Source organism: Amycolatopsis deserti, from assembly GCF_014653945.1.
Classification (GTDB): Bacteria; Actinomycetota; Actinomycetes; order Mycobacteriales; family Pseudonocardiaceae; genus Amycolatopsis_E; species Amycolatopsis_E deserti.
On the sequence record NZ_BNAU01000002.1, the window covers coordinates 524,083 to 548,021 of the forward strand.

Annotated in this window: 21 protein-coding genes and 1 pseudogene; 12 read left to right on the plus strand and 10 right to left on the minus strand. The window is 73.3% G+C overall.

What is annotated here, in order from left to right; genetic code table 11:
• Nucleotides 1–2: 2 nt before the first annotated feature.
• Both IE290_RS10985 and hisD read right to left on the minus strand, forming a co-directional pair.
• Entirely contained in the window at nt 3–869 is an 867-nt protein-coding gene (locus IE290_RS10985) for a carbon-nitrogen hydrolase family protein (RefSeq protein WP_191244442.1), read from the minus strand.
• The gene (hisD, locus tag IE290_RS10990) at nt 869–2,197 is read right to left on the minus strand and encodes a histidinol dehydrogenase (protein WP_191244443.1); all 1,329 of its coding nucleotides are present in this window, start codon (nt 2,195–2,197) and stop codon (nt 869–871) included. The genes IE290_RS10985 and hisD overlap by 1 nt, the downstream gene beginning before the upstream one ends.
• Nucleotides 2,198–2,269: 72 nt before the next feature.
• Here hisD and IE290_RS10995 point away from each other — a divergent pair, with 72 nt between their 5' ends.
• Entirely contained in the window at nt 2,270–3,223 is a 954-nt protein-coding gene (locus IE290_RS10995; RefSeq protein WP_191244444.1) for a LysR family transcriptional regulator, read from the plus strand.
• Between the two features lie 8 nt (nt 3,224–3,231).
• Here the strand turns inward: IE290_RS10995 and IE290_RS11000 are convergent, their stop codons facing one another.
• Nucleotides 3,232–4,569, minus strand: a complete 1,338-nt coding sequence (locus IE290_RS11000) for an MFS transporter (protein WP_191244445.1) — start codon at nt 4,567–4,569, stop codon at nt 3,232–3,234.
• 173 nt (nt 4,570–4,742) lie between these two features.
• Between IE290_RS11000 and IE290_RS11005 the strand changes: the two genes are divergently transcribed.
• A complete protein-coding gene (locus tag IE290_RS11005) occupies nt 4,743–5,735 on the plus strand; it encodes a nuclear transport factor 2 family protein (RefSeq protein WP_191244446.1) in 993 nt (330 codons plus the stop codon).
• A 113-nt stretch (nt 5,736–5,848) separates the two neighbouring features.
• On the opposite strand, the gene IE290_RS11010 is transcribed toward IE290_RS11005, so the two are convergent.
• Complete coding sequence (locus IE290_RS11010; protein WP_191244447.1) at nt 5,849–6,859, minus strand: TerC/Alx family metal homeostasis membrane protein; 1,011 nt, start codon at nt 6,857–6,859, stop codon at nt 5,849–5,851.
• A 287-nt stretch (nt 6,860–7,146) separates the two neighbouring features.
• Between IE290_RS11010 and IE290_RS11015 the strand changes: the two are divergent.
• Nucleotides 7,147–7,790: pseudogene (locus IE290_RS11015) on the plus strand (cation efflux transmembrane domain-containing protein).
• Between the two features lies 1 nt (nt 7,791).
• Here the strand turns inward: IE290_RS11015 and IE290_RS11020 are convergent.
• Nucleotides 7,792–9,300 carry a PucR family transcriptional regulator gene (locus IE290_RS11020; RefSeq protein WP_191244448.1) on the minus strand — a complete coding sequence of 503 codons (1,509 nt, stop codon included), beginning with the start codon at nt 9,298–9,300 and terminating at the stop codon, nt 7,792–7,794.
• A 70-nt stretch (nt 9,301–9,370) separates the two neighbouring features.
• Between IE290_RS11020 and IE290_RS11025 the strand changes: the two genes are divergently transcribed.
• Both IE290_RS11025 and IE290_RS11030 read left to right on the plus strand, forming a co-directional pair.
• The gene (locus tag IE290_RS11025; protein ID WP_191244449.1) at nt 9,371–10,666 is read left to right on the plus strand and encodes an NAD(P)/FAD-dependent oxidoreductase; all 1,296 of its coding nucleotides are present in this window, start codon (nt 9,371–9,373) and stop codon (nt 10,664–10,666) included.
• Nucleotides 10,667–10,674: 8 nt separating this feature from the next.
• The gene (locus tag IE290_RS11030) at nt 10,675–11,265 is read left to right on the plus strand and encodes a GreA/GreB family elongation factor (RefSeq protein WP_191244450.1); all 591 of its coding nucleotides are present in this window, start codon (nt 10,675–10,677) and stop codon (nt 11,263–11,265) included.
• A gap of 89 nt (nt 11,266–11,354) precedes the next feature.
• On the opposite strand, the gene IE290_RS11035 is transcribed toward IE290_RS11030, so the two are convergent.
• The 3 genes from IE290_RS11035 to IE290_RS11045 form a co-directional block, all read right to left on the minus strand.
• Nucleotides 11,355–11,930: a dihydrofolate reductase family protein gene (locus IE290_RS11035; protein ID WP_191244451.1), complete on the minus strand. Its 576-nt coding sequence runs from the start codon at nt 11,928–11,930 to the stop codon at nt 11,355–11,357.
• Between the two features lie 86 nt (nt 11,931–12,016).
• On the minus strand, nt 12,017–12,880 hold the full coding sequence (locus IE290_RS11040; RefSeq protein ID WP_191244452.1) for an NAD(P)-dependent oxidoreductase: 864 nt from the start codon (nt 12,878–12,880) through the stop codon (nt 12,017–12,019).
• Entirely contained in the window at nt 12,877–13,755 is an 879-nt protein-coding gene (locus IE290_RS11045; RefSeq protein WP_191244453.1) for an NAD(P)-dependent oxidoreductase, read from the minus strand. The genes IE290_RS11040 and IE290_RS11045 overlap by 4 nt, the downstream gene beginning before the upstream one ends.
• 74 nt (nt 13,756–13,829) lie before the next feature.
• Here IE290_RS11045 and IE290_RS11050 point away from each other — a divergent pair, with 74 nt between their 5' ends.
• On the plus strand, nt 13,830–17,015 hold the full coding sequence (locus tag IE290_RS11050; RefSeq protein ID WP_191244454.1) for an AfsR/SARP family transcriptional regulator: 3,186 nt from the start codon (nt 13,830–13,832) through the stop codon (nt 17,013–17,015).
• A gap of 405 nt (nt 17,016–17,420) precedes the next feature.
• Here the strand turns inward: IE290_RS11050 and IE290_RS11055 are convergent, their stop codons facing one another.
• Both IE290_RS11055 and IE290_RS11060 read right to left on the minus strand, forming a co-directional pair.
• The gene (locus IE290_RS11055; protein WP_191244455.1) at nt 17,421–17,801 is read right to left on the minus strand and encodes a PPOX class F420-dependent oxidoreductase; all 381 of its coding nucleotides are present in this window, start codon (nt 17,799–17,801) and stop codon (nt 17,421–17,423) included.
• Between the two features lie 29 nt (nt 17,802–17,830).
• Nucleotides 17,831–18,412 carry a TetR/AcrR family transcriptional regulator gene (locus tag IE290_RS11060; protein WP_191244456.1) on the minus strand — a complete coding sequence of 194 codons (582 nt, stop codon included), beginning with the start codon at nt 18,410–18,412 and terminating at the stop codon, nt 17,831–17,833.
• A gap of 88 nt (nt 18,413–18,500) precedes the next feature.
• Between IE290_RS11060 and IE290_RS11065 the strand changes: the two genes are divergently transcribed.
• The 6 genes from IE290_RS11065 (at nt 18,501) to IE290_RS11090 (ending at nt 23,931) form a co-directional block, all read left to right on the plus strand.
• Entirely contained in the window at nt 18,501–19,880 is a 1,380-nt protein-coding gene (locus tag IE290_RS11065) for an MFS transporter (protein ID WP_191244457.1), read from the plus strand.
• A 35-nt stretch (nt 19,881–19,915) separates the two neighbouring features.
• The gene (locus IE290_RS11070; RefSeq protein ID WP_191244458.1) at nt 19,916–20,965 is read left to right on the plus strand and encodes a pentapeptide repeat-containing protein; all 1,050 of its coding nucleotides are present in this window, start codon (nt 19,916–19,918) and stop codon (nt 20,963–20,965) included.
• 67 nt (nt 20,966–21,032) lie between these two features.
• Nucleotides 21,033–21,893 (plus strand): SMP-30/gluconolactonase/LRE family protein, encoded by an 861-nt coding sequence (locus IE290_RS11075; RefSeq protein ID WP_229874399.1) that lies wholly within the window; start codon nt 21,033–21,035, stop codon nt 21,891–21,893.
• Nucleotides 21,894–21,933: 40 nt separating this feature from the next.
• On the plus strand, nt 21,934–22,368 hold the full coding sequence (locus IE290_RS11080; protein WP_191244459.1) for an OsmC family peroxiredoxin: 435 nt from the start codon (nt 21,934–21,936) through the stop codon (nt 22,366–22,368).
• Between the two features lie 100 nt (nt 22,369–22,468).
• On the plus strand, nt 22,469–23,452 hold the full coding sequence (locus IE290_RS11085) for a zinc-binding dehydrogenase (RefSeq protein ID WP_191245121.1): 984 nt from the start codon (nt 22,469–22,471) through the stop codon (nt 23,450–23,452).
• Between the two features lie 53 nt (nt 23,453–23,505).
• Entirely contained in the window at nt 23,506–23,931 is a 426-nt protein-coding gene (locus IE290_RS11090; RefSeq protein WP_191244460.1) for a helix-turn-helix domain-containing protein, read from the plus strand.
• The last annotated feature ends 8 nt before the right edge of the window (nt 23,932–23,939 follow it).

Consider the following 23,939-nt stretch of genomic DNA (forward strand, 5'->3'; position numbering starts at 1 on the left):
CCTCACGCCGGTGCGGTGCGCCGTCGTTCGGCCGCGGCCCAGGCCGACGGGGTGAGCGCGCCGGCGTAGAGCGGCATCGGGATCGGCTCGTCGTCCTCCCGCAGCTGGTCCCACACCCGGGTGACGCCGAAGCTGCCGTGCCGGCGCACGGCCGTCACGGTGTCCAGGTCGATCACCGCCGTGAGCACGCCCTCGCCGGAGCCGGGCAGCTCGGCGAGGACCTGCCCCTCGGGCCCGGCCAGCACCGAGTGCCCCGCTCCGGTCGGGCCGGCCGCGTTGACGCTGGCGACGAACAGCTGGTTGACGGTCGCGTTGGCGCGGGCGAGCACGACCTCCTGTGCGCGGTCGGCGGTGTCGGTGCGGACCACGTTGAGCACCAGCTCGGCGCCCAGCCACGCCAGGTGCCGGGTGACCTCCGGGAACCAGGCGTCGTAACACACGGACAGCCCGACGCGGCCGACTCCGGGGATCGGGAAGACCACGAACTCCCGGCCCGGCCGGAACGGCTCGTGCGGGCGCCACGGGAAGACCTTCCGGTAGGCGGCGGCCGGCTCACCCTCGGGCGAATACACCACGGCCGTGTCGTAGACGTGGCCGTCGTCGCCGAGTTCGGCGACGCTGCCCGGGCACAGCCACACGCCCAGGTCCCCGGCGAGTTCGGCGAAACACCGGTGCCGCGGCCCGTCCGTGAGCGGCTCGGCAGCGTCCACTGTGTCCACTTCGGACTCGCCGGTCACGTGCAGCTCCGGGTAGGCCAGCAGCCGGGTTCCCGGGAACCGGCGCAGCGTGGCGGTGGCGTGCCCGGCGAACCCGTCGAGGTCGCGGCGGGCGGGGACCTGAGCGAGCGCGAGGGTGAGCGGCCGTCCCATCAGACCTCCTGCAGCGCCAGCCGCTGCGTGCGCAGGGTGGCCGTGGCGCGGTGGGCCGCCATGCCCTCCGAGGCGGAGATGACCTCGACGGCGCCGGCGAGGGCGGGCGTGGCTTCGCGCGCGACCCGCTGGTAGGTCAGCGGCCGCAGGAACCGGGACACCGACAGCCCGGCGCCGTGCCGCGCGCCGCCCGCGGTGGGCAGCACGTGGTTGGTCCCGGCCATGCCCTTGTCGGAGTAGGCGACGGTGCTCCACGGTCCGAGGAACAGCGACCCGTAGGCGGTCAGGTGGGTGTGGTACCAGTCGTCGTCGGCGGTCTGGATCTCCAGGTGCTCCGGCGCGAGGTCGTCCATCAGCGCCGCCGCGGTCTCCCGATCGGCCGCCACCGTGATTGAGCCGTGGTCGCGCCACGCGGGGCCGGCGATCGGCGCGGTGGACAGCGTCGCGAGCTGCCGGTCGACCTCCGCGGCCACCTGGGCCGCCAGCCCGGCGCTGGTCGTGATGAGCGCGGCGGGCGAGTCCGGGCCGTGCTCGGCCTGGCCGAGCAGGTCGGCGGCGACCAGTTCCGGGTCGGCGGTCTCGTCGGCGATCACGGCCACTTCGGACGGTCCAGCGAGCAGGTCGATCGCCACGGTGCCGAACAGCTGGCGCTTGGCCTCGGCCACGAACGCGTTGCCCGCGCCGACGAGCATGTCCACCGGCGCGTCGCCGACCAGGCCGTAGGCCATCGCGGCGAGCGCCTGCACCCCGCCGAGCAGGAAAACACGGTCCGCTCCGGACACGTACGCGGCGTAGAGCACGGCGGGGTTCGGGCCGCCGTGCGGCTGCGGCGGAGTGCACGCGACGACCGACGGGACGCCGGCGGCCTTGGCGACGTTGACGGTCATGAACGCGCTGGCGGTCAGCGGGAACCGGCCCGCCGGGAGGTAGGCGCCGACGCGCTGCACCGGGACGTAGCGGTATCCGGCGACCAGGCCCGGTTCGAGTTCGACCTCGAGGTCCTTGAGCGTGTCCCGGGACGCCTTGGCGAACGCGGCGGTGCGGGCGGCGCCGAGTTCGATGGCCGCGCGCAGGTCGTCCGGGAGGGCGTCGCCGCTGCGGCGCATCTCCTCGCGCGAGATCTCCAGGGGACGTCCGTCGTAGCCGTCGAGTTCGGCGGCGTAGCGGGTGACGGCGCCCAGTCCCTCGGCGCGGATCTTCTCGAGCATGCGCGTCACGGTGTCGATGACGCCCGGGTCGCGCTGGGCGGGGGCGCCCCCGGACGCGGGCTCCTTGACGACGGTGAACCGGCCGGCGAAGCGGCGCTGGGTGGCTTCGGTGAAGTACATGCCCGGAAAGCTAGTTCGGCTCCGGCCACAGGACCACCTTGTCTTCCGTTGGGAGACCTATAGCATTTCCTTGTGACTCTGACGCAGTTGCGCGCGCTGGTGGCGGCCGCCGAACTCGGTTCGTTCACCGCCGCCGGAAACGCGCTCGGCTACACGCAGGCGGCGGTCTCGGAACTGGTGCGCCGCCTGGAGGAGGAGTGCGGGCTGCAGCTGTTCCACCGCGGCGGGCGCAAGCTGACGCTCACCCCCGCGGGCGCGCAGTTGCTGCCGCACGCGCAGCAGACCGTGTCCGCGGCGCAGAACGCCGAGGACACGGTGAAGGCGGTGCGCGGGCTGACCGGCGGGGTGGCCTCGTTCGGCCTGTTCCGCAACGCCGACTTCTACCTGCTGGCCGAGCTCGGCGAGCGCTTCGCCACCGCGCACCCGGACGTGCGCGTCCGGCTGGTCGGGGTCAACGCCGCGCGCGTCGCGGAAGCGGTCGCGGCCGGGGACCTGGAAGCGGGCATCGTGGTCCTGCCGGTCACCCCGGCCGGGCTGGAGGTCACGCCGCTGGCGCGGGACGAGGTGCTCTACGTGTCGACGGACCCGGCGCACGTGGCGGCGCCGGTGGACATCGCGACGATGGCCGCGCGGCGGCTCGTCCTCTACGACGCGCACGTGGGCTGGGCGGACCCGGACCGGCTGCAGCTGGCCGAGCGGGCGCAGGTGGCCGGGGTGCGGCTGGAGCCGTTCATCGAGGTCGAGCAGGCCCAGGCAGCGCTGCACCTGGTCGCGCGCGGGCTCGGTGACACGTTCCTCTCCCGCGCGGTGGCCGAGCGGCTGCTGCGCACCGAAGGGCTGCGCCTGCACACCACGACCTTCGACCCGCCGCTGCACAACACGTTCGCGCTCGTCCGGCGGCAGCACAGCCGGCTCTCCCCCGCCACCGCCGAGCTCGCCCGGCTCGCCGTGGACCTGCTGATGCGCAACGAGATGCTCGAACACCGGCGGCCCCTCCCGCGCGGGGAGGGGCCGCCGGTGTCCTGAGGAGGAACTCAGCGCGCGAACTTGTCGGCCGACAGCTCGCTGCGGAAGGTCTCCTTCATGAAGAAGGTGATCACCACCAGCGCCAGCACCGCCGCCACCGCCAGGTAGACCCACACGGCGTAGATCGTGCCGAAGGTCGACACCAGCAGCGTCGCGACGAACGGCGTGATGCCCATGAAGATCGAGAACGAGCTGTTGTAGGCGATCGAGCTGGCGCTGAACCGGGTGCGGGTGGCGAACAGCTCCGCCGCGCACACGGTGACGATGCCGGTCAGGAAGAACTCCGGGATGATGTAGATCAGCTGGCTGGCGACCGCGCCGCCGAAGGTGCCCGACTGGCCGACCCAGAACGCCAGCGGCACCAGGAAGATGCAGCACAGCGCGCCGGTGATCAGCATCGGCTTGCGCCCGATCCGGTCGGAGATCGCGCCGGCCAGCGGCAGCAGCGGGATCAGCACGGCGACCGAGATCATGTTGGACAGCCAGGCCGCCGACTTGGGCAGGCCGAGCGTGTCGGACAGGTACTCCGGGTAGAAGGTGACCCAGGTGTAGGACAGGATCGCCAGCATGATGGAGGCGCCGCAGAACACCAGGATCGGGCGCCACTGGGACCGCAGGGCCTCGCGGAACGGCGCGGCGACGACGTTGGTGCCGTGGTCGGTGGCGGCGACGAACTCCGGCGACTCCTCGATCCGGCTGCGCAGCCAGACCCCGATCAGGCACAGCGGCAGGACCGCCAGGAACGGGATGCGCCAGCCCCAGCTGTGCAGCGCCTCGTCGGTGAACACCGCGCTCATCAGCGCGGCGACGCCGGCGCCGGCGAGGATGCCGAAGAAGCAGCTGTTGGACGCGAAGGAGGTGTAGAACCCGCGGCGGCGCGGCTCGGCCCACTCGACCACGAACGCGACCGCGCCGACGTACTCGCCGCCGGCGACCATGCCCTGCACGACCCGCAGCAACAGCAGGATCACCGGCGCGGCCAGCCCGATCTGGTGGTAGGTGGGCAGCACGCCGATCAGGGCCGTGGAGATGCCCATGAACACGACCGTCCACAGCAGAACCCGCTTGCGGCCGAACCGGTCGCCCCACCGGCCGAGGATGGTCCCGCCGAGCGGGCGGACCAGGCACGCGATCGCGATCACCGCGTAGGCGCTCAGCACACTGGCCGTGTGGTCGCTCGCCGGGAAGAACGAGGCGGCGAGGACGGGCGCCATGTAGCCGTACAACCCGTAGTCGAACTGTTCGACGAAGTTGCCGATACTGCCCGCGACGATGGTGCGGCGGATCACCTTCCGGCGTCCGGGCGCGTCGGCGGGCGCGGCGGTGGTCGGCGCGACGGTGGACATGACACCTCCATTGTGCCACAACGGCTGAGCCGTTTGCATACGTATGGAGAGCAACATAGGTCGGTCGTGAGGTGCGGTCAAGACGCAGATCACAGCGGGATGTCCGCTCTTGCCGTCGATCATGCATACGGATACAGTCGGCGTGCCCGTCCCCTGCACGGAAAGGACCCCTCATGCCCCTCGATCCGGTCGCCTACCAGCCCTACGAGGACCCGGACGACTTCATCCGCGAGGTCACCGACCGGATCTGGGTCCAGCGCGACATCTCCTACATCGTCGACAACTACGAGCCGGACTCGATCGTCCACGGCGGCCTGGGCACGGTGGTCGGCCGGGACGGGGTGATCGAAGGCAGCCTGATGCGGATCGCGCAGGTGCCGCAGCACGTGGGCCAGGCCGAGGACGTGGTGTGGGAGGCCCGCGGCGACGACGCCTTCCTCAGCTCGCACCTGGTGTTCTCCGCGGACACGCACATCGTGAACGGCGTGCCGACGCCGATCCGCAAGCGCACCATCGCCAACTGCCTCTACCGCCGCGGGCGGATGGTGGAGGAGTGGGTCGTGCGTGACGACCTCGCCGACTGCCTGCAGCTCGGGCTGGACCCGGCGGAGGTGGCGCGGGGCCTGCGGTTCCGCGGCTACGAGGGCTCGATGACCAAGCCGGCCCCGGCGGACGTCCTGACGGCGGGCGACAGCGGCCCGCGCCCGGACGACCACCGGCCGGAGTGCGAGATGGTGCTGGAGTTCATCGAGGAGGTGTGGAACTCGCGCCGGCTGCACAAGGTCACCGACTTCATGCCGCGCGATCTGTTCCTGCACACGATCGGCGACCGGACGGTCCTCCGCCCGGACGGCTACCAGCGCGACCTGCTCACCCAGGTCGCCCCGTTCCCGGACGCGCGGTTCGAGGTGCGCGACATCCAGACCAACGACGCGGAGCGGTACGCCGGGCTGCGGATCGCGGTGCTGTGGGTGATGAAGGGCTCCTACCGGGGCGTGCCGGAGTTCGGGCCGCTGACGGGGCAGCCGGTCGACCTGATCGGGGTGTCGCAGTTCCTGGTGCAGGGCGGCCGCATCACGCGCGAGATCCGCGTGTTCGACCAGATCGCGCTGCGGGCGCAGATCAACAGCCACGAGAGCTCGTTCACGGACACGAACATCTACTGAGCGCTCGGCGCCGCCCGGTCAGCGGGGTGGCCGGGCGGCGATCAGCACCGCCGCCGTGATGATCGTTGCGGCCACGAGCAGCGCGAGGAGGCCGGCGTCCACCAGCGCGTCGGTCATGATCGGCTCCGCGTGGCCGGTTCCTCACGGCGCGAGCGCGATCGCAGGCTGGTCACCGTGACCGTGGCCAGGATCAGCACGATCACCAGCAGCGAGACCGGCGTCGGGATGGTCGGCACCCCCGGCCACACCTCGTGCGCCCAGTGCAGCACCAGCTTGACCCCGATGAAGGCCAGGATCACGGCCAGGCCGTGGTTGAGGTGCGTGAGCTTGGCCAGCGCGGTGTGCAGCACGAAGTACAGCGCGCGCAGGCCGAGCAGCGCGAAGGCGTTCGTGGTGAAGACGAGGAACGGGTCCTCGGTGATGCCGTAGACCGCGGGCACCGAGTCGACCGCGAAGACCACGTCCGTGGCGAAGACGGCCACCACCACGAGCGTCAGCGGCGTCAGGGCGCGGCGCCCCTGTTCGCGGACCACCAGGCGCGTGCCGCGGTAGTCGTCGGTCACCGGCATCAGCTTGCGCAGCAGCCGGACCGACCGCATCCGCGACACGTCGCGGTCGACTTCCGGGCCGCGCAGCGCCTCGTGCAGGATCTTGACCGCCGAGGCGAACAGGATCGCGCCGAACACCAGGAAGGCCCACGTCCCGGCCTGCAGCAGCGCCGCACCGGCGGCGATGAAGACGCCCCGCAGCACCAGCGCGCCGACGATCCCGTAGAGCAGCACCCGCTGCTGCACCTCGACCGGGACGGCGAACGCCGCCAGCAGCAACATGAAGACGAACAGGTTGTCGACCGACAGCGACTTCTCGACGACGAACCCGGTGGCGAACTCCAGCGCCTGCGGCCCGCCGAACGCGGTCCACAACCACAGCGCGAACAGCAGCGGCAGGGTCAGGTAGAACACCGACCACCCGGCGGCCTCGCGCAGGGACACCTCGTGCGGCCGCCGGGTGACCAGGAAGTCGGTCACCAGCAGGGCCAGCAGCACGGCGATGCTGATCCCCCACAGCCAGGGTGTGCCGATCGACGACGTGGGCGCGGCAACGACAACGACGGGGTGTGGCATGGCGAGGCCTCCTCGAACACGGTCAGCGTCCGAGGTCTCCTTCACCCGCTGTCAGCGGGCGCCCCGCCGGGGACACGCCGGGTGTCCGTACTGACCGGCCAGGACCTTGGGAAGTACTCCCCTCGCGAGCCAGTATCAGGCAAACCGGACATGACTGTAAAGAGTGGTCACCCGGACGCGCTGCGCGCACCGGCCACCGCCCGCCGGAGGTGACCGTTGCCGTCAGGTCAGCGCTGGCTGTACTGTTCGCTGCTGCTCGGCGCCACACGCAGAGCGGAGGCGACTCCATGACCGACCCGCTCCACCTGCCCGTCACCCCACCGGACACCTGCTCCGCCACCGAACGGCGGAGCACTCTCGAGCGCCGCGTCCGGCTGCTGGTCGCCGCCACCATCACCTACAACGTCGTCGAGGCCGTCGTCGCCATCTCGGCCGGCACCGTCGCCTCCTCGACCGCGCTGGTCGGCTTCGGGCTGGACTCGGTGATCGAGGTCGCCTCGGCCGCCGCCGTGGCCTGGCAGTTCTCCGGCGCCGATCTCCACGCCCGGGAACGCACCGCGCTGAAGGTGATCGCGGTGTCGTTCTTCGCGCTGGCCGCCTACGTCACCGTCGAACCGCGCGCAGCTTGGTCGGCGCAGATGCGGCCGAGCACTCCACCGTCGGGATCGCGCTGGCCGCGGCGTCGCTGCTGGTCATGCCGGTCCTGTCCTACGCCCAGCGGCGCGCCGGCCGGGAACTCGGCTCCGCCAGCGCGGTCGCCGACTCCAAGCAGACCCTGCTCTGCACCTACCTGTCCGGCGTGCTGCTGGCGGGGCTGCTGCTCAACTCGCTGTTCGGCTGGTCGTGGGCGGACCCGGTCGTCGCGCTGGTCATCGCCGCGGTCGCGGTCAAGGAGGGCCGCGAAGCCTGGCGCGGCGAGCACTGCTGCTGAACTACTCGTGCACGGCCAGCGCGATCAGCATCGCCAGCCGCCGGGCCGGATCGGTGAGGTCCAGGCCGGGCACCGCCGCCGTGGTGCGGCGCAAGCGGTTGCGCACCGTGTTCTGGTGGACGTCCAGCGCGGCGGCGGCGCGGGCCAAGTCGCCCTGCGCCTCCAGCCACGCGCGCAGCGTCGGGAGCAGTTCGGTGCCGTGCACGGCGTCGTGTTCGGCCAACCGTGCCACCGGGCCGCGGGCCGGAATCCGGCCGGTCGCCGCCGCCGAACGCAAGCGCTGCAAGAGCACCTGGTGCCAGGAATCGTCGTAGCACACGGCTTCCCCGTGGCCGAGCCGGTCGTGCAACGTCAGGCACTCGTCGGACTCGCGGCGCCCGGCCGGCAGCTCCGCGACCTCGCACTCCCCGGACACGCCGGCCACGATCCGCAGGTGCGCGGGCAGGCCGGTGACGAGTTGCCGCACCCAGTGGAACGCCGGCGCCGGATCGGCGGCGGGCAGCACGGTGTAGACGGTGTTGCCGAACAGGGTGCTGCGCCCGACCCGCGACCACCCGAACCCGGTCGTGGCGCGCTCGAACGCGAGCAGCAGACCGGCGTTGCGCTCGGCCGCGGTGTGCGCCTGCACCGCGACGACCCGCAGGCCGGATGCGGGCAGGCCGAGCTTCCGGATCACCGCGTCGGCGTCCGGATCGCCTTCGAGGAGCTGGATGACCAGCTCGGACTCCACCTGCCGCTCCAGGTCCGCGCTGACCCGCCAGCGCAGCAGGTGCAGCGCGACCGTGCGCGCCCCGTCGGTGAGGATGCGCGCCCGCGTGGCGTCCAGCGGCGCGGTGCACGACACCCACACCGACCCCAGCAGTTCCCGGCCGGCGCGCACCGCGACGACCGAGCGGCCGTGCAGCCCGTGCTCGGGTGAGGCCGGCACGAACAGCGGCTCATCGGAGCGGGCGAGGTGGGTGAACACGCCCTGCCGCTCGAACAGCGCCCGCACCCGGTCCGGCACGCGGCGGCCCAGGATGGTGTCCTGCCGCACCGGATCGGCCTCGTGCTGCTCGCTGGAGTAGGCCATCACGCGGGAGGACTGGTCCTCGATGGTGACCGGCCCGCCCACCGCGGCGGCGATGGTGTCGGCCAGGGCGGACAGGTCGGCCGGGCCGCGGCCGGACTCGGTCTCGCGGCCCTCCAGCACGAGCCCGTAGACCACGCCGGCGACCTGGCTCCAGGACACGCTCGGCTCCACCACCAGCACGGCGATGCCGTCCGCGGCGGGCGCGGGGGCTTCGGTGGTGCGCACGACCACCACCACCGCCCGGGCCTGGCGCGCGAGCCGGATCGCCTCGGACACCGTGGGCACGCCGACGGCGAGGAAGATGTCGCCCACCCCGGACTCCTGCCGCACCGGGTCGTGCAGGGCGACGCTGCGCAGCTCGACCTCACGGTCGGCGGACCCGAGCAGCCGCGCGCCGTAGGTGCCGAGGATCGTGATCAGACGGTCGAGCTTGACCATGTGCGAATCCTACAAGCCCAACCCGGCAAATTGTGCGTTTGGGACACCGTGCTCCCCGGCCGGCGGAGCGATGCTCGGGACGGAACGCCGAGTCAGGGAGGTTGCGGTGAACGAGGCCGCTCGAGGTGCGGGACCACGGTCCGCCGTCGTGGTCGGCGCCGGGATCGTCGGGCTGTCGACGGCCTGGTTCCTGCAGGAACACGGGGTGCGGGTGACCGTGCTGGACCGCACCGGTGTCGCCGCGGGCGCGTCGTGGGGCAACGCGGGCTGGCTTTCGCCGGGCCTGGCGATCCCGCTCAACGAACCGGGCGTGCGGCGCGCCGGGCTCACCTCGCTCCTGCAGCGGGACGCCCCGCTGTACGTGCCGCGAACCGCCGACCCGGCGCTGTGGTCGTTCCTGCTGCGGTTCGCCGCCCACTGCACCTGGCCCGCGTGGCGCCGGGTGGTGACCGCCAACCTGGCGCTCAACGACGACTGCCTCGACGCCTTCGACACCCTGACCCGCGGCGGCGTGACGGCCACGACCGTCGAGGCCCCGGTCACGGCGGTGTTCGAATCGGCCGGCGCGGCCGGGGCCCTGCTCGCCGAGCTGCGGCGCTTCACCGCGGCCGGGGCCCGGGCCGACCACACCGGACTGACCGCGAGCGAGGTCCGCGCGCGACTGCCGCAACTGTCCGACCGGGCCGGGGCCGGGATCGAGCTGTCCGGCCAGCGGTACGCCGACCCCGGCCGGTTCGTGCGGGCGCTGGCCGATTCGGTGCGCCACCGCGGCGGCACCATCCGCGCCGGGTTCGACGTGCGGTCGATCCGCTACCACCGGCACGCGGTGACAGTCGTGTCGCGGGACAACGTGAGCTTCTCGGCGAACGTCGCCGTGCTGGCGACGGGCGCGTGGATCAGCCGTCTGGCCGGCAAACTCGGCGTGCGCGTGCCGGTGCGCGCCGGGCGCGGCTACTCCTTCACGGTCCCGACGGAGACGCCCCTGCGGCAACCCGTGTACCTGCCCACCGTGCGCGTCGCGTGCACGCCCTACCGGGACGCGATGCGGGTGGCCGGGACGATGGAGTTCCGCGGGCCCGACGACCCGCCCGACGAGCGGCGCGTGCAGGCGATCGTCCGGTCGGCGGCCCCGTTCTTCGAGGGCGTGCGCTGGGACGAGCGCGGCGACACCTGGGTGGGCCCGCGGCCGGTCAGCAGCGACGGCCTCCCGGTCATCGGCGCCACCACCGAACCGGGCGTGTTCGTCGCGGGCGGGCACGGCATGTGGGGCTTCACCCAGGGGCCGGTCACCGGGAAGCTGCTCGCCGAGCACATCGTCACCGGCAAACAGCCGGAATCCCTGCGGCCGTTCGACCCGCTGCGGTGAGCCCGCCGATGGGATCCACAGAGGACCTGGAGTTCCTCCGCGCGGAGAACGCGTTGCTGCGCGTGGAACGGGACATCCTGCTGCGCGTCGCGGCCGGCTTCGCCGACGACGCGAACGCCACCCTGCTCCGGCGGCGCACCGCCGCCCGGCCGAACGAACGAGGAAACCCGATGGACACCGTGTGGCTGACCGAGGAAGCGTACGCGCGCCTGCGCGAGGAACTGGCCGCGCTGCGCGCCCCGGCCGGCGAGGAGCCGGACGAAGCCGGGCTACGGCAACGGAAAACGCGCACGCGCGAGCTGGAGGACCTGCTGCGCCGCGCCGTCGTGGGGCAGACTCCGCCCGACGACGGCATCGCCGAGCCGGGCATGGTGCTGACCGTCCGGTTCGAGGACGACCCCGAGACGGAAACCTTCCTGCTCGGCGTCCGCGACGGCGCGAGCGACGACCTGGAGGTCTACTCCCCCGACTCCCCGCTGGGCCGCGCGCTGACCGGCGCCCGCCAGGGCGAGTCCCGGACCTACCAGGTCCCCAGCGGCGCAACGGTGCGGGTGACGCTGGTCAGCGCCGTGCCCTACGGCCGGCACGTCCACCAGTAGGTGGACACTCGACGTCGACGGCGGCCCGCCCGCACGAGCGCGACACGTGCGGGGCCGGCCGCCGAAGCGACGGCCGGCCCGCTCCGGGATCAGCGGACCACGTCGTAGACCAGCTTCTGGATCCCGTTCGAGTAGGACTCGCTCTCGACGAGCCGCAGGCTCTGCTTGTCCTTGTCGGTGTCGCTGAACAGGCGCTTGCCCGCGCCGAGCAGGACCGGGAACAGCAGCAGGTGGTAGCGGTCGATCAGGCCCGCGTCGGCGAGGCCGCGGTTGAGCGCCGCGCTGCCGTGGACGATGATCGGCCCGCCCTCGGTCTCCTTCAGGGCCGCCACGTCGTCCAGCGAACGCAGGATGGTGATCTCGCCCCAGTTCGTGACCAGGTCCTCCTCCTTGAGGGTGGTGGACACGACGTACTTCGGCATCGCGTTGTAGCCGGGGAACTCCTGGGTCATGCCGGGCCAGACCGGGGCGAACGCCTGGTAGCTGACCCGGCCCAGCAGCATCGCGGTGGCCTCGCCCTGCTCGCGGCCCTTGATCTCGTAGGCCGCCGGGTCGAACTCGATGCCCTGGAAGGTCCAGCCGGAGTGCCGGTAGCCCGGCTCCCCGCCGGGGCCTTCGACGACACCGTCGAGCGAGACGAACGCGGTGGTGATCAGGGTGCGCATGGAGTGCTCCTTCGTGAAATCCGGCGTTGCTGTCCTCAAGACATCGATCGAGCACCGCCGGATTCGACAACCCCCGCGAAAATTCGTCACCGGGGCTTGGCGACGACCTCCCACAGGCTGGTCCAGTTGTCCCGGCCGTGGCCCGCGGCGATCGCGCGGTCGTACTGGGACTTGACGGCTTCGGGCAGGGCGAGATCCACGCCGGCGTCCCGGCTGGCCTGCGCGATGTGGTCGGCGGTTGCGCCCATCATGGTGGCCGTGCTCAGCGCGCCGGGGTAGGTGCGCGCCCGGATGTTGGCCACCGTCTCGTCCAGGTAGGTCGCCCCCAGCCCCGCGGCCTCCTTCGCGAACGGGACCAGCCGCTCCGGCTCCGCGCCCTCGGCCTCCAGCAGCGCGAACGCCTGCAGGTAGGCCGACAGCGAGGTGAGGAAGATCGTCAGCGCGGCCTGGTAGAACAGCTGCGCCAGGCCGTGGTCCTCCCCCAGGTACTCCGGCCGTCCGATGTGCCGCAGCACCGGTTCGTGCGCCTGGAAGACGTCGCGGGGCCCGCTGTAGAAGACGTAGGACGCCTCCGCGCCGACGAGCGGCGCCGGGACCATGATCCCGCCGGCCACCAGGGTCGCGCCACGTTCGGCCAGCCACGCGGCGGCTTCCCGGGTGCGCCGCGGGGTGTCCGAGCTGAGGTTCACCACGACGCGTCCGGCCAGCGCCTCGCCGGCGTCGCCGAGCACGTCGTACATCGCCTGGTAGTCGGTGAGGCTGAGGATCACCAGCTCGGCCGCCTTCACCGCCTCCGCGGGGGTGGCGGCGAGCACGGCGCCGCGGGCGACGACGTCGTCGGCGCGGCTCTTCGTGCGGTTCCACACGGTGACGTCGGTGCCGTGGTCGAGCAGCACCCGCACCATGGCCTGGCCCATCGGGCCCAGGCCGATCAGGCTCGCGCTGGTCATGCGTTGTCGTCCTTCCTGAGGATTTCGATGATTCCGGTGAGGTCCTCGTGGCCGTGCCCGTCGGCGGCGCGCTGCCGCATGAGCCGGCCGAGCGGGGCGAGCAGTTCGGAGCTGACGCCCTGCTCGTCGGCGGTGTGGTGGAGGTTGCCGAAACTGGCCGCCTGCATGCCGAGGTTCGACACGACGCCGGTGGCGTAGTCGCGGCTGTCGAGCTGCTTCGCGGCGCCGTCCGCCCAGCCACTCATGGCGTTGAGCCAGCGGGTGAGCAGCGGTGCGAAGTCGGTGGCGGGCGTCCCGTCTGCGGTGACGAGCGCGAACGCCTGCAGGACGCCGGCGATCATCCCGTACATGCCGGTGAGCAGCGCGATGTCGGTCAGCGCGGCGCGGCCGACCGCCTCGCCGAGGAAGACGCTTTCGCCGAATGTGTTCAGCGCGGGGCGGGCGCGGTCGAACGCGGTGGCCGATCCGCTGTAGAGCACGAACGCCGCCGGGGTGCCGATCATCGGCGGCACCGCCATGATGCCGCCGTCGAGGTAGTCGGCGCCCTGGCAGGCCGCCCACTCGGCGAACCGGCGCGCCTGGCCGGGCGTGCCGTTGGTGAGGTTGACGAGGGTGCGGCCGCGCAGCGACTCGGGGTCGAGCACCTCGCGGACGGAGTCGTAGTCGAGCAGGCACGCGACGACGACCTGGCTCGCGGCGACGGCCTCCGCGGGGCTGGTGGCCCGCGCGGCGCCCCGTTCGACGAGGGCGTCGGCCTTGGCCGCGGTCCGGTTCCACACGGTCACCGGGTGACCCGCGGACAGCAGCGCTCCGGCGAGCGCGGTGCCCATGGCGCCGAGGCCGAGCACCGTGACGGATGGCTTGTCTGTGGTCATGTGATCACCGTGCCGGGGGCCGCGCACGGTTCGCGCACGGTTTTCTGTCGGTGGTCCCCGCTACTGTCGCTTCCGTGAGGTTTTCCGTGCTGGGTCCGCTCGCCGTGCAGGCGTCCGACGGTGCCGCCGTGGCGGTGCCGGAGGCCAAGGTGCGCGCACTGCTGGCCGACCTGCTCGTGCACGAGGGCAGGCCGGTCCCGGTGGCGCGCCTGGCCGACGACCTGTGGAGCGAGCGGCTGCCGGGCAACCCGGCCAACACGTTGCAGACGAAGATCTCGCAGCTGCGCCGCACGCTCGAGCGGGCCGAGCCGGGTGCCCGTGAGCTGGTGGTGCGGCAGCCGCCGGGCTACGCGTTGCGGGCGCCGGAGGACGCGGTGGACGCCCGCCGGTTCCGCGCGCTGGTGGGGCGGGTCAAGGCGGGCGGGGATCCGGCGCGCACGGCCGCGTTGCTGCGGGAGGCGCTGGCGCTGTGGCGGGGGCCGGCGCTGGCGGATTTCGCGGACGAGCCGTTCGCGGCCGGGTACGCGCAGCGGCTGGAGGAGGAGCGGCTGGCCGCCGTCGAGGAGCTGGCGCAGGCGCGGCTGGCGCTGGGCGAGCACGCGGAGCTGGCGGGTGAGCTGACTGATCTCGTGGCCGAACACCCGTTGCGTGAGAGGCTGCGCGCGCTGCAGATGCGGGCGTTGTACCGGTCGGGGCGGCAGAGCGAGGCGCTCGCCTCCTACACGGATCTGCGGGAGCGGCTGGCCGACGAGCTGGGCCTGGAGCCGGGGCACGAGCTGGCCGAGCTGCAGCAGGCGATCCTGCGGCAGGACCCGGCGCTGGACCCGCCGCCCGCGGCGGCCGCGCGGTCGAACCTGCCGGTGCCGCTGACGGATCTGGTCGGCCGTGAGGCGGCGGTGCGCGAGGTCCGGCAGCTGCTGGACCGGTCGCGTCTGGTGACGCTCACCGGTCCGGGCGGCGTCGGGAAGACCCGGCTGGCGCTGGAGATCGCGGCCGGGCTGACCGTGCCCGACGGGGTGTGGCTGGTGGAGCTGGCGGGGCTGGACGAGCACGGCCCGGCGCAGCCCGCCGAAGCCGTGGCCGCGGTGCTCGGGGTGCGGGACGACGCCGGTGACCTGACGGCGCGGCTGGCGGACGCGGTGCGGGACCGCCGGACGCTGCTGGTGCTGGACAACTGCGAGCACCTCGTCGAGCCCGTCGCCGCGCTGGCGGCCCGGCTACTGGCCGCGGCGCCGGATTTGCGGATCCTCGCCACGAGCCGGGAACCGCTCGGGCTCACCGGCGAGACACTGTGGACAGTGCCGCCGCTGGGCATCCCCGCCGCGGGCCACGCCGATCCGGAGCGGCCGGCCGCGGAGGTGCTGCCGTCGGTGCGCGAGTTCAGCGCGGTGCGGCTGTTCGTCGCGCGGGCGGCGGCCGCCGCGCCAGGGTTCGCGCTCACCGAAGGGAACGTGCACGCTGTCGCCGCGATCTGCCGCACCCTCGACGGGCTGCCGCTGGCGCTGGAGCTCGCGGCCACACGGGTGCGGGCGCTGGGGGTGCACGAGCTGCTCGCGCGCCTGGACGACCGGTTCCGGTTGCTCGCCACCGGTGCTCGCGACGCGCCCGCGCGGCAGCGCACCCTGCGCGCGATGATCGACTGGAGCTGGGAGCTGCTGTCCACTTCGGAGCGTCTGGTGCTGCGGCGGCTCGCGGTGCACGCCGAAGGATGCGGGCTGGAGGCCGCCGAGGAGGTCTGCGGGGGCGAGCCGGGCGCGGTCGTCGATGTGCTGGGGCGGCTGGTCGACCGGTCCCTGGTGGTGTGCGAGCACGGGGAGCTGGGCCCGCGGTACCGGTTGCTGGAGTCGGTGCGCGCGTACAGCCTGGAGCGGCTGGCCGAGGCGGAGGAGGCCGAGCCGGTGCGGTCGCGGCACGCCCGGTACTACACCGCGCTCGCCGAGCGGGCCGATCCGTTGCTGCGCCGCAGCGGTCAGTGCCATTGGCTGGAGACGCTGGACGCGGAGTCCGCGAACCTGCGCGCGGCGCTCGACACGCTGGTCCGGCAGTGCGCGGCGGACGAGGCGTTGCGGTTGGTGACGAGCCTGGCGTGGTACTGGTTCCTGCGCGGGCGGCTGGGCGAGGCGCTGCGGTCGTTGCGGGCGGCCCTGGCGGTGCCGGGTGAGGTGGCACCGGGCCGGCGGGCCGCCGCGCGGGCGTGGCTGGCGGGGCTCGAGGTGCTGGCCGGCGGGCGGATCGACCCGGCGGTGGCCGAGGAGGCCGCGACGATCCCCGACGTGGGGACGCGGTCGCGGGCGCTGTGGTTCCTCGGGTACGTGCTGGGCACGGTCGCGGATCTGGCCGGGGCGTCGAAGCTGACCGGGGCGGCTCTGGACGGGTTCGCCGCGCTGGGTGACCGCTGGGGCACGGCGGCCGGGCTCGCCGAGTCGGCCAGCCAGTTGATCGCGCGCGGCGAGCTGGCCCGCGCCCGCGCGGCGGCGGAGGAGAGCGCCGAGATCTTCGCCGCGGTCGGCGACCGGTGGGGGCAGGTGCAGGCGTCGTTCGTGCTGGGCACGCTGGCGTCGTTCGAGGGCCGGTACGCCGACGCGGAGCGGTTGCACACCGAGAGCCTGCGGCGGGCCGAGCAGCTGGGGCTGTGGCCGGAGGTGTCCTACCAGCTGTCGTGGCTGGGCCGCACCGCGCTGCTCACCGGGGATTTCGCGGAGGCGCGGCGGCTGCACGAGCGGGCGCGGCGGGTGGCGGTGGAGAGCGGGTTCGCGCCGGGCGAGATGTACGCGCGGACGGGCCTGGCGCTGGGCGCGCGCCGGGAGGGCGCGCTGGACGAGGCGGAGCGGCAGTTGCGGGTGCTGCTGGACTGGCACGGGCTGGTCGAGCACGAGCCGGGCAACACGCTGGTGTGCGCGGAGCTGGGTTTCGTGGCCGAGCTGCGCGGCGATGCCGAGGGCGCGTTCACCTGGCACCGGCGCGGCCTGGAGATCGCGCGGCGCGGCACGGACCCCCGGGCGGTCGCGCTGGCGCTCGAGGGCCTGGCCGGCGCACACGCCCTGGCCGGCGAGCACGCACAGGCCGCGAGGCTGCTGGGAGCCAGCGACCACGCCCGCCGCTCCGTGGGAGCTCCCCTACCCGCCGCCGAACGCGCCGACGTGAACCGGATCGAACACACAACGCGAACATCCCTCGGCGAAGAGCGATTCACCACGGAACACGAGACCGGCGCCCGGCTGGGATGGGAGGAGCTGACCACGGAAACCCAGGCCGCGTAAGGGAATTCGCCGCAGGTTGAGCGGAACGCCGCGGGTTGGCGACCGCTACGCACCCGCGGCCCCTCCCGGAGCTCCCACGGGCTGGCCTCCGCAACCTGCGGGTCCCCGGGGCCCGCCGCCGCAGGCGGCGGCGCCCCAAGCACTCCGCAGCGCTAAGCCCACCCACAGCTCTCCGGAGTCACCACGCGCCGGCCCCACCAAACCCACGGTGTCCCAGCACCGTCCAGCGCCCCAAGCACTCCGCAGCGCCCAGCCCACCCACAGCTCTCCGGGAGCCACCACGCACCGGCCCCACCAACTCCGCGGTGTCCCAGCACCCTCCGGCGCCACAGGCACTCCGCGGCGCTCCTGGCAGCGGTCACAACCCTCCCGGGCCGTGGAAGCCGGCGCGCCCCAGCAAACCGATCACACGGCGCGGCTCGCGCGGGGGCCGTCGATTCCCCAGCTGATGATCCGCGCCGGGGTGATCCTGATGGTCTCCCGCGAGAAGTACGGCACCGGCGGCTCCTGGTCGGTCAGCGCCGCCGCCGTGCCGCGGATCTCGATGCCCCGCGGCACCCACGGGTCCACCGTCGCCAGGTCGTCCACCACGAACGCGACCGTGCTGCCCCGCTGGACGTTGCGGAACTTCTTCGACGCCCCCAGCGCGTGCCCGCCGATCACGATCGTGCCGTCGTCGACGAAGAAGTTCACCGGGTTGTTCTGCACCTGCCCGCCCGGCGACACCGTCGCGAGCCGTCCGATGCGTTGCGTGCCAAGGTAATCCAGTTCTGCTTGTGTGAACACGGTCGCGATTCTGCGGGTTGACGCGGACGTCAAGGCAAGTCCGCCAGCAACGACCGGACCGTCGCGGCCACCACGCCCGGCGCTTCCTCGGCGCTCAACCGCCCGGCGCGGGTCTCCTCCGCCGCTCCATTGAGGACGTAGTGCACGACGTTGACCAGCCACGTCACCGGCAGGTCGGTCCGGAACACGCCCTGCCGCTGCCCCCGCCGGATCAGGTCCTCGACCCGGCCGGCGGCTTCCCGGTGCAGCTCGCGGATCCGGGCCGCGGGCAGCAGCCCCTCGGCGGCCTGCAGCAGCTTCGTCGACTCCGCCACCAGCGACCAGCTGGGCACGATCAACCGGGCCAGCGCGTCCCGCGCGTCGCCGTCGAGGTCGACCGCGGACAGCACCTCCTCCCCGTCCCGCAGCGCGTCGGCGAGAGCGGCTTCGACCAGCGCCGCCCGGTTCGGGAAGTGCCCGTACAGCGTCATCCGGCCGACCCCGGCGGCCTTCACGATGTCGTCGATGCTCGCGTCCGGATCGCGGCCGAGGACCTCCCGGGCGGCGGTGACGATCCGGGCGATGCTGCGTTCGGCGTCGGCCCGCCGGCGCGGTCGTGCGGTGGTGCTCACCCCCACAGTCTAGCTCGTACGGGAATGTACGAGTTAGCATGCCGGTTGCATGTCGTACTGAGTCGTACGAGTTAACCCGGAGTTGATCATGTCGGATTCCTTCGCGCCCGGCGGGCACCCGTTGCGCTGGCGCATCCTCGGCTTCCTCGGCGTCGCCCAGCTGATGCTGATCCTCGACGTCACCGTGGTGGCGATCGCGCTGCCGCACATCGAGACCGACCTGGGCATGAGCCGCGAGGCGATGACCTGGGTGGTCAGCGCGTACACGCTGACCTTCGGCGGTCTGATGCTGCTCGGCGGCCGGCTCGCCGACCTCGCCGGCGCCAAGCGGATCGCGCTCGCCGGCCTGCTGATCTTCACGCTCGCCTCGCTCACGACCGGGCTCGCCGGGTCCTCCGGCGTCCTGCTGGGCGGCCGGATCGCGCAGGGCGTCGGCGCCGCGCTGTTGTCGCCGTCGGCGTTGTCCCTGGTCGTGGCGCTGTTCGACGGCGACGAGCGGAACAAGGCGCTGGGTGTGTGGTCGGCGCTGGGTGGCGGGGGCGCGGCCCTCGGCGTGCTGCTGGGCGGCCTGCTCACCGCCGGCCCGGGCTGGCCGTGGGTGTTCTGGATCAACGTGCCGATCGGGCTCGTCATCGTCGCCGCCCTGGCGCGGATGCTGCCGCGCGGCGCGGCCGCGGCCCCGGGCGCACGGCTGGACGTGCTGGGCGCGCTGCTGGTCACCGCCTCGTCCGGGGCGCTGGTCTACGCCTTGATCAACGCCGGTGACCAGGGGTGGCTGACGGCGACCACCGGCTGGCTGGTGCTGGCGGCCGCGGTCGGTTACGTGCTGTTCGTGGCGTGGCAGCGGCGGACGCGGGCGCCGCTGATGGACGTCCGGCTGCTGGTCCGCCGTCCGGTGGCGACCGGCACGTTCCTCATCCTCATGGCGACGGCGCTGACGGTCGCGGTGTTCTTCCTCGGCACCTTCTACTTCCAGCAGGAGCGCGGGTTCGGCGCGCTGGTGACCGGGTTGCTGTTCCTGCCGGTCGCGCTGCTGACGATGGCCGCGGCCAACCTCACCGGCCGGGTCATCGGCCGCTTCGGCGCGCGCCCGCTGGCCGTGGCCGGGTTGCTGGTGGCCGCGCTCGGCCTGGCGATCCCCGCGCTGGTCATGAACGCCGCGGTCGTCGCGGTCAGCATCGCGGTCGCGGGCGCGGGCACCGGGGTGCTGTTCGTGGTGGCGTCGGCGACCGCGCTGGGGCAGGTCGAGCCGCACGAGGCCGGGATCGCGTCGGGCATCGTGAGCACGTTCCACGAGTTCGGCGCGTCGCTGGGAGCGGCGGTGGTGTCGAGCGTCGCGGCGGCGAGCCTGGTCGCGGAGACGCTCGACGGGTTCCGCGGCGGGTTCACCGTGTTCGCCGTGACCGCCGCGGTGGCCTCGTTCGCCGCCGGGGTGCTGTCCCCGGGACGGCAAGCCGCGCGGGTCTGACGTTACATCGGGGCGTGTTCCGGCGATTACCGCACGTGGACGAGGATCTCGCACGCGACGCGCTGCGCCGCCGGGAGCGCGACCTGCGCAACCGGCGGCGGTCCCGGCGGGCGGCGCTCGCTCTCGTCGTGCTGGCCGTCGCCGGGGCCGGCTGGCAGCTGGCCCGCGCCGTGACGTCGTGGCAGGCGTTGCTGACCAGGTGGTGGCCCCTGGCAGCGGCCGTCGTGGCGCTCGTCGCGGCCGGGGTGCTGTGGTCGCGAACCCGGCAGCGCCCCGCCGCGGCGGACAACTGGTCCCGGATCGGCGGGATGGTCACCACGGTCACCGCGGTCGGCGCGCTGGTGTTCACCGCGATCTCGCTGGAGGCCACGCGCGACCAGATCGAGGTGGCGCGACAGGGCCAGATCACCGACCGGTACACCCGCGCCGTGGACCAGCTGGGCGCCGAGGGCGCCGAGAACCTGCACCGGCGGCTCGGCGGGATCTACGCGCTGGAGCGGATCGCGGTCGACTCGCCGCGGGACCAGGCGACGATGGTCGAGGTGCTGTCCGCGTTCCTGCGCTCCACCAGCCCGCGCACCGAGGGCAGGCCGTGCCCGCCGACGCCGGCGGACGTGGCGGCCGCCTTCGCGGTGCTGACCCGCCGTGACGTCGCCCGGGATCCCGAGCCGATGGTCGTCGACCTGCGCCAGCTGTGCCTGCGCGAGGTGCGGGCGGTGGACGGCGACCTGAGCGGGATGTCGCTGATCGGCTCCGACCTCAGCAGCGCCAACCTGAGCGGCGCGCGGCTGGGGCTGACCGGGCTGTCCGGCGCCACGCTCGCCGGCGCGTCGCTGTACCGCGCGGACCTGACGGCCGGGTTCGTGTTCGCCGAGCACGCCGACTTCACCGGCGCCCGGTTCGACAGCGCCAAGCTGGGCGGCGCCGACTTCTCCGGCTCCACCTTCACCGGCGCCGACTTCGAGTACGCCGACCTCGGACACGCCGACTTCTCCGGAGCCGATCTCAGCGGTGCCGAGCACACCGCCGGGACCAAGGTCGGCGGGGCGGTGAAGGACCCGGCCACGCGCAACGCGTGGTGGTGACGTGTCGATCCGGCCGGCCGCCGTTCGTGTAACCGGTGAACAGGTTCCCTCGACCGTGAGGAGCGGCATGATGTGCGAGGTTCTGCTGACCGGGTTGAAGATCGGCGAGTCGGCCCGCTGGCACGAGGGCCGGCTCTGGCTGGCGAACTGGGGGACGGGGCAGGTGCTGGCGGTCGGTCTGGACGGCACCGCCGAGGTGATGGCCACCGTGCCGACGACTCTGCCATTCTCGATCGACTGGCTGCCAGACGGGCGGCTGCTGGTGGTCGCCGGGCCGGAGGGCCGCCTGCTGCGGCAGGAGGCGGACGGCTCGCTGACCGACCACGCCGACCTGAGCCGGCTGGGCGCCGGCCTCAACGAGATCGTGGTGACCGGCCGGGGCGACATCTACGTTAACGGGGGCACCGATTTCCACCCGGGCGCGGGGGAAGCGCCCGGGTTCGTCGCGCTGGTCCGGCCGGACGGGACGGTGCGGCGGGTCGCGGACGGGCTGGCGTTCCCCAACGGCATGGCGGTGACCCCCGACGACGCGACGCTGATCGTGTCGGAGTCGTTCGCCGGCACGCTCACCGCGTTGGACATCCGCCCCGACGGCACCCTGGGCGGGCGGCGGGTCTGGGCCCCGCTGCCGGGCGACGGCATCGTCCTCGACGCCGACGGGGCCGTCTGGACACCGGGCTGGACCGAGGAGGGACCGGCGTGCCTGCGGGTCGCCGAGGGCGGCGAGGTCCTCGGCACCGTCCCGCTGGACCGGGCCGGATTCGCGTGCACGCTGGGCGGCGAGGACGGCCGGACGTTGTTCGTCCTCGCCGCCGACTGGCGGATGGCCGACGGGTTCGAGGACAATCTGGAGCGCCTGCTGACCGGGCCGGAGACGGGTCAGGTGTGCACGGCGCGCGCGCCCGCCGCCCACGCCGGCCACCCGTGACCGGTCCGGGTACTCGGCGCACGACCGGAGGAGGTCCGCCATGACCGACCGTCAAGCCACCACCACCTGGACCGGCGACCTGCCGAGCGGGTCCGGGGAGACCAGTTTGGACACCTCGGAGCTGACCACGTTCGCGGTCTCGTGGCCCGCCCGCGCCGAGGAGTCCGGCGGCAAGACCAGTCCCGAGGAGCTGATCGCGGCCGCGCACTCCTCGTGCTACTGCATGCAGCTGTCCGGGCTGCTCGGCCGCGCCGGCACCCCGCCGGAGAAGATCCGCGCCACGGCCACGGTGTCGTTCGGCCCCAAGTCCGGTGGCGGGTACGAGATCAAGGGCATCGCGCTCGCGGTCCGCGCGACGGTGCCGGGTGCGAGCCCGGACGACTTCCGCAAGATCGCCGAGGACGCCAAGGAGACGTGCCCGGTCTCGGCCGCGCTGGCAGGCACCACGATCACCCTCGACGCCGCCCTCGAGTGACGGCGGGCGGTTCACGTTCTGAAAATTCCGTGCTGTGACCCGGTTCGCGAACGATCGAGGCGCGTCCCGGGCCGCTGCTAGCTTCGCGCACGTGACGACGATGACGGCGGTGGTGCACGGGAACGCGGCGGGGCTCACGGGTGTGCGGGTGACGGAGGTTCCGTCGCCGCGACCCGGGCCGGGCGAGGTCGTGGTCGCGCTCCGCGCGGCCGGTCTCAACCACCGCGACCTGTTCCTCGTCGGCGCCCGCGGCCCGGGTGACGCGCCGGTCGTGCTGGGGTCGGACGGTGCCGGCGTGGTGGTCGCGGCGGGGCCCGGGGCCGCGGTCGAGCCCGGCACCGAGGTCGTGGTCAACCCGTCGCTGGACTGGGACGAGCCCGGCGGCGTGCCGGAGGTGCCCGCCATCCTCGGGGTGCCCACCGACGGCACGTTCGCCGAGTACGTCGTGGTGCCGGCGAAGAACGTGGCGCCCAAACCGGCGCACCTCGGCTGGTCCGAGGCGGCCGCCCTCCCGCTGGCCGCGCTGACGGCGTACCGCGCGCTCTTCACCCGCGGCGGGCTCCGCGCGGGTGACCACGTGCTGCTGCCGGGGATCGGCAGCGGGGTGGCCACCTTCGCCCTGGCGATGGCCAAGGCGGCCGGCGCCACCGTCAGCGTGACCTCGCGCAGTCCCGAGAAGTGCCGCCGGGCGCGGGAACTGGGCGCCGATCGCGCGGTCGGCAGCGGGGAGGACTGGCGCACCGCGTTGGCGGAGCCAGTGGACCTGGTCGTCGACAGCGTCGGCTCGGCGACGTTCGGCCAGTGCCTGTCGGTGCTGCGCCCTGGCGGACGTCTGGTGTCCCTGGGCGCCACGACGGGCGCGGAGGTCAGCCTGTCGCTGCGTGAGATGTTCTTCCGGCAGATCAGCGTGCTGGGCACGTCGATGGGCAGCGCGCGGGAGTTCTCGCAGATGCTCGCCCTGGTGGCCGAGCACGAGATCCGGCCGGTGGTCCACCGCACCTACTCGCTGGACGACGGCCCGCGCGCCCTGGCCGACCTGGCGGCGGGCGACCAGTTCGGCAAGCTGGTGCTGACCGTGGACTGAGCCGGGTGGCGACACTCCCTATCATTCCCCATCCTCCTGTGTATGGTCCCGCTGTGGAAGAAAAGCTGTACTCCGTCGACCAGGTCGCCTCGATGCTCGGCCTGCACGTCCGGACCGTACGCGGGTACGTCCGCGAGGGGCGGCTCAAGGCGGTCCGGATCGGCAAGCAGTACCGCATCGCGCAGAAGGACCTGGAGGCCTTCACCGGCCGCGCCGCGAGCGCCCCGCCGCGCGGATCGGGGACGCGGCACGTGGACGTGTCGAGCATCGTGGAGATCGACGAGATAAGCCCCGAGACGGCGAGCCGCCTGGCGACGCTGCTGATGGCGGCCACGGCCAACCGCAGCTCCGAGGACCAGCCGCTGCGCCTGGAAACCGCCTACGACGAGGAGCGGGCGCGGATGAAGGTCATCGTGCTGGGCGGGCTGAGCGACACGGCCGGGATCATGGAGAACATCGAGGCGATCCTGGCCGGCTGACCGCGCGT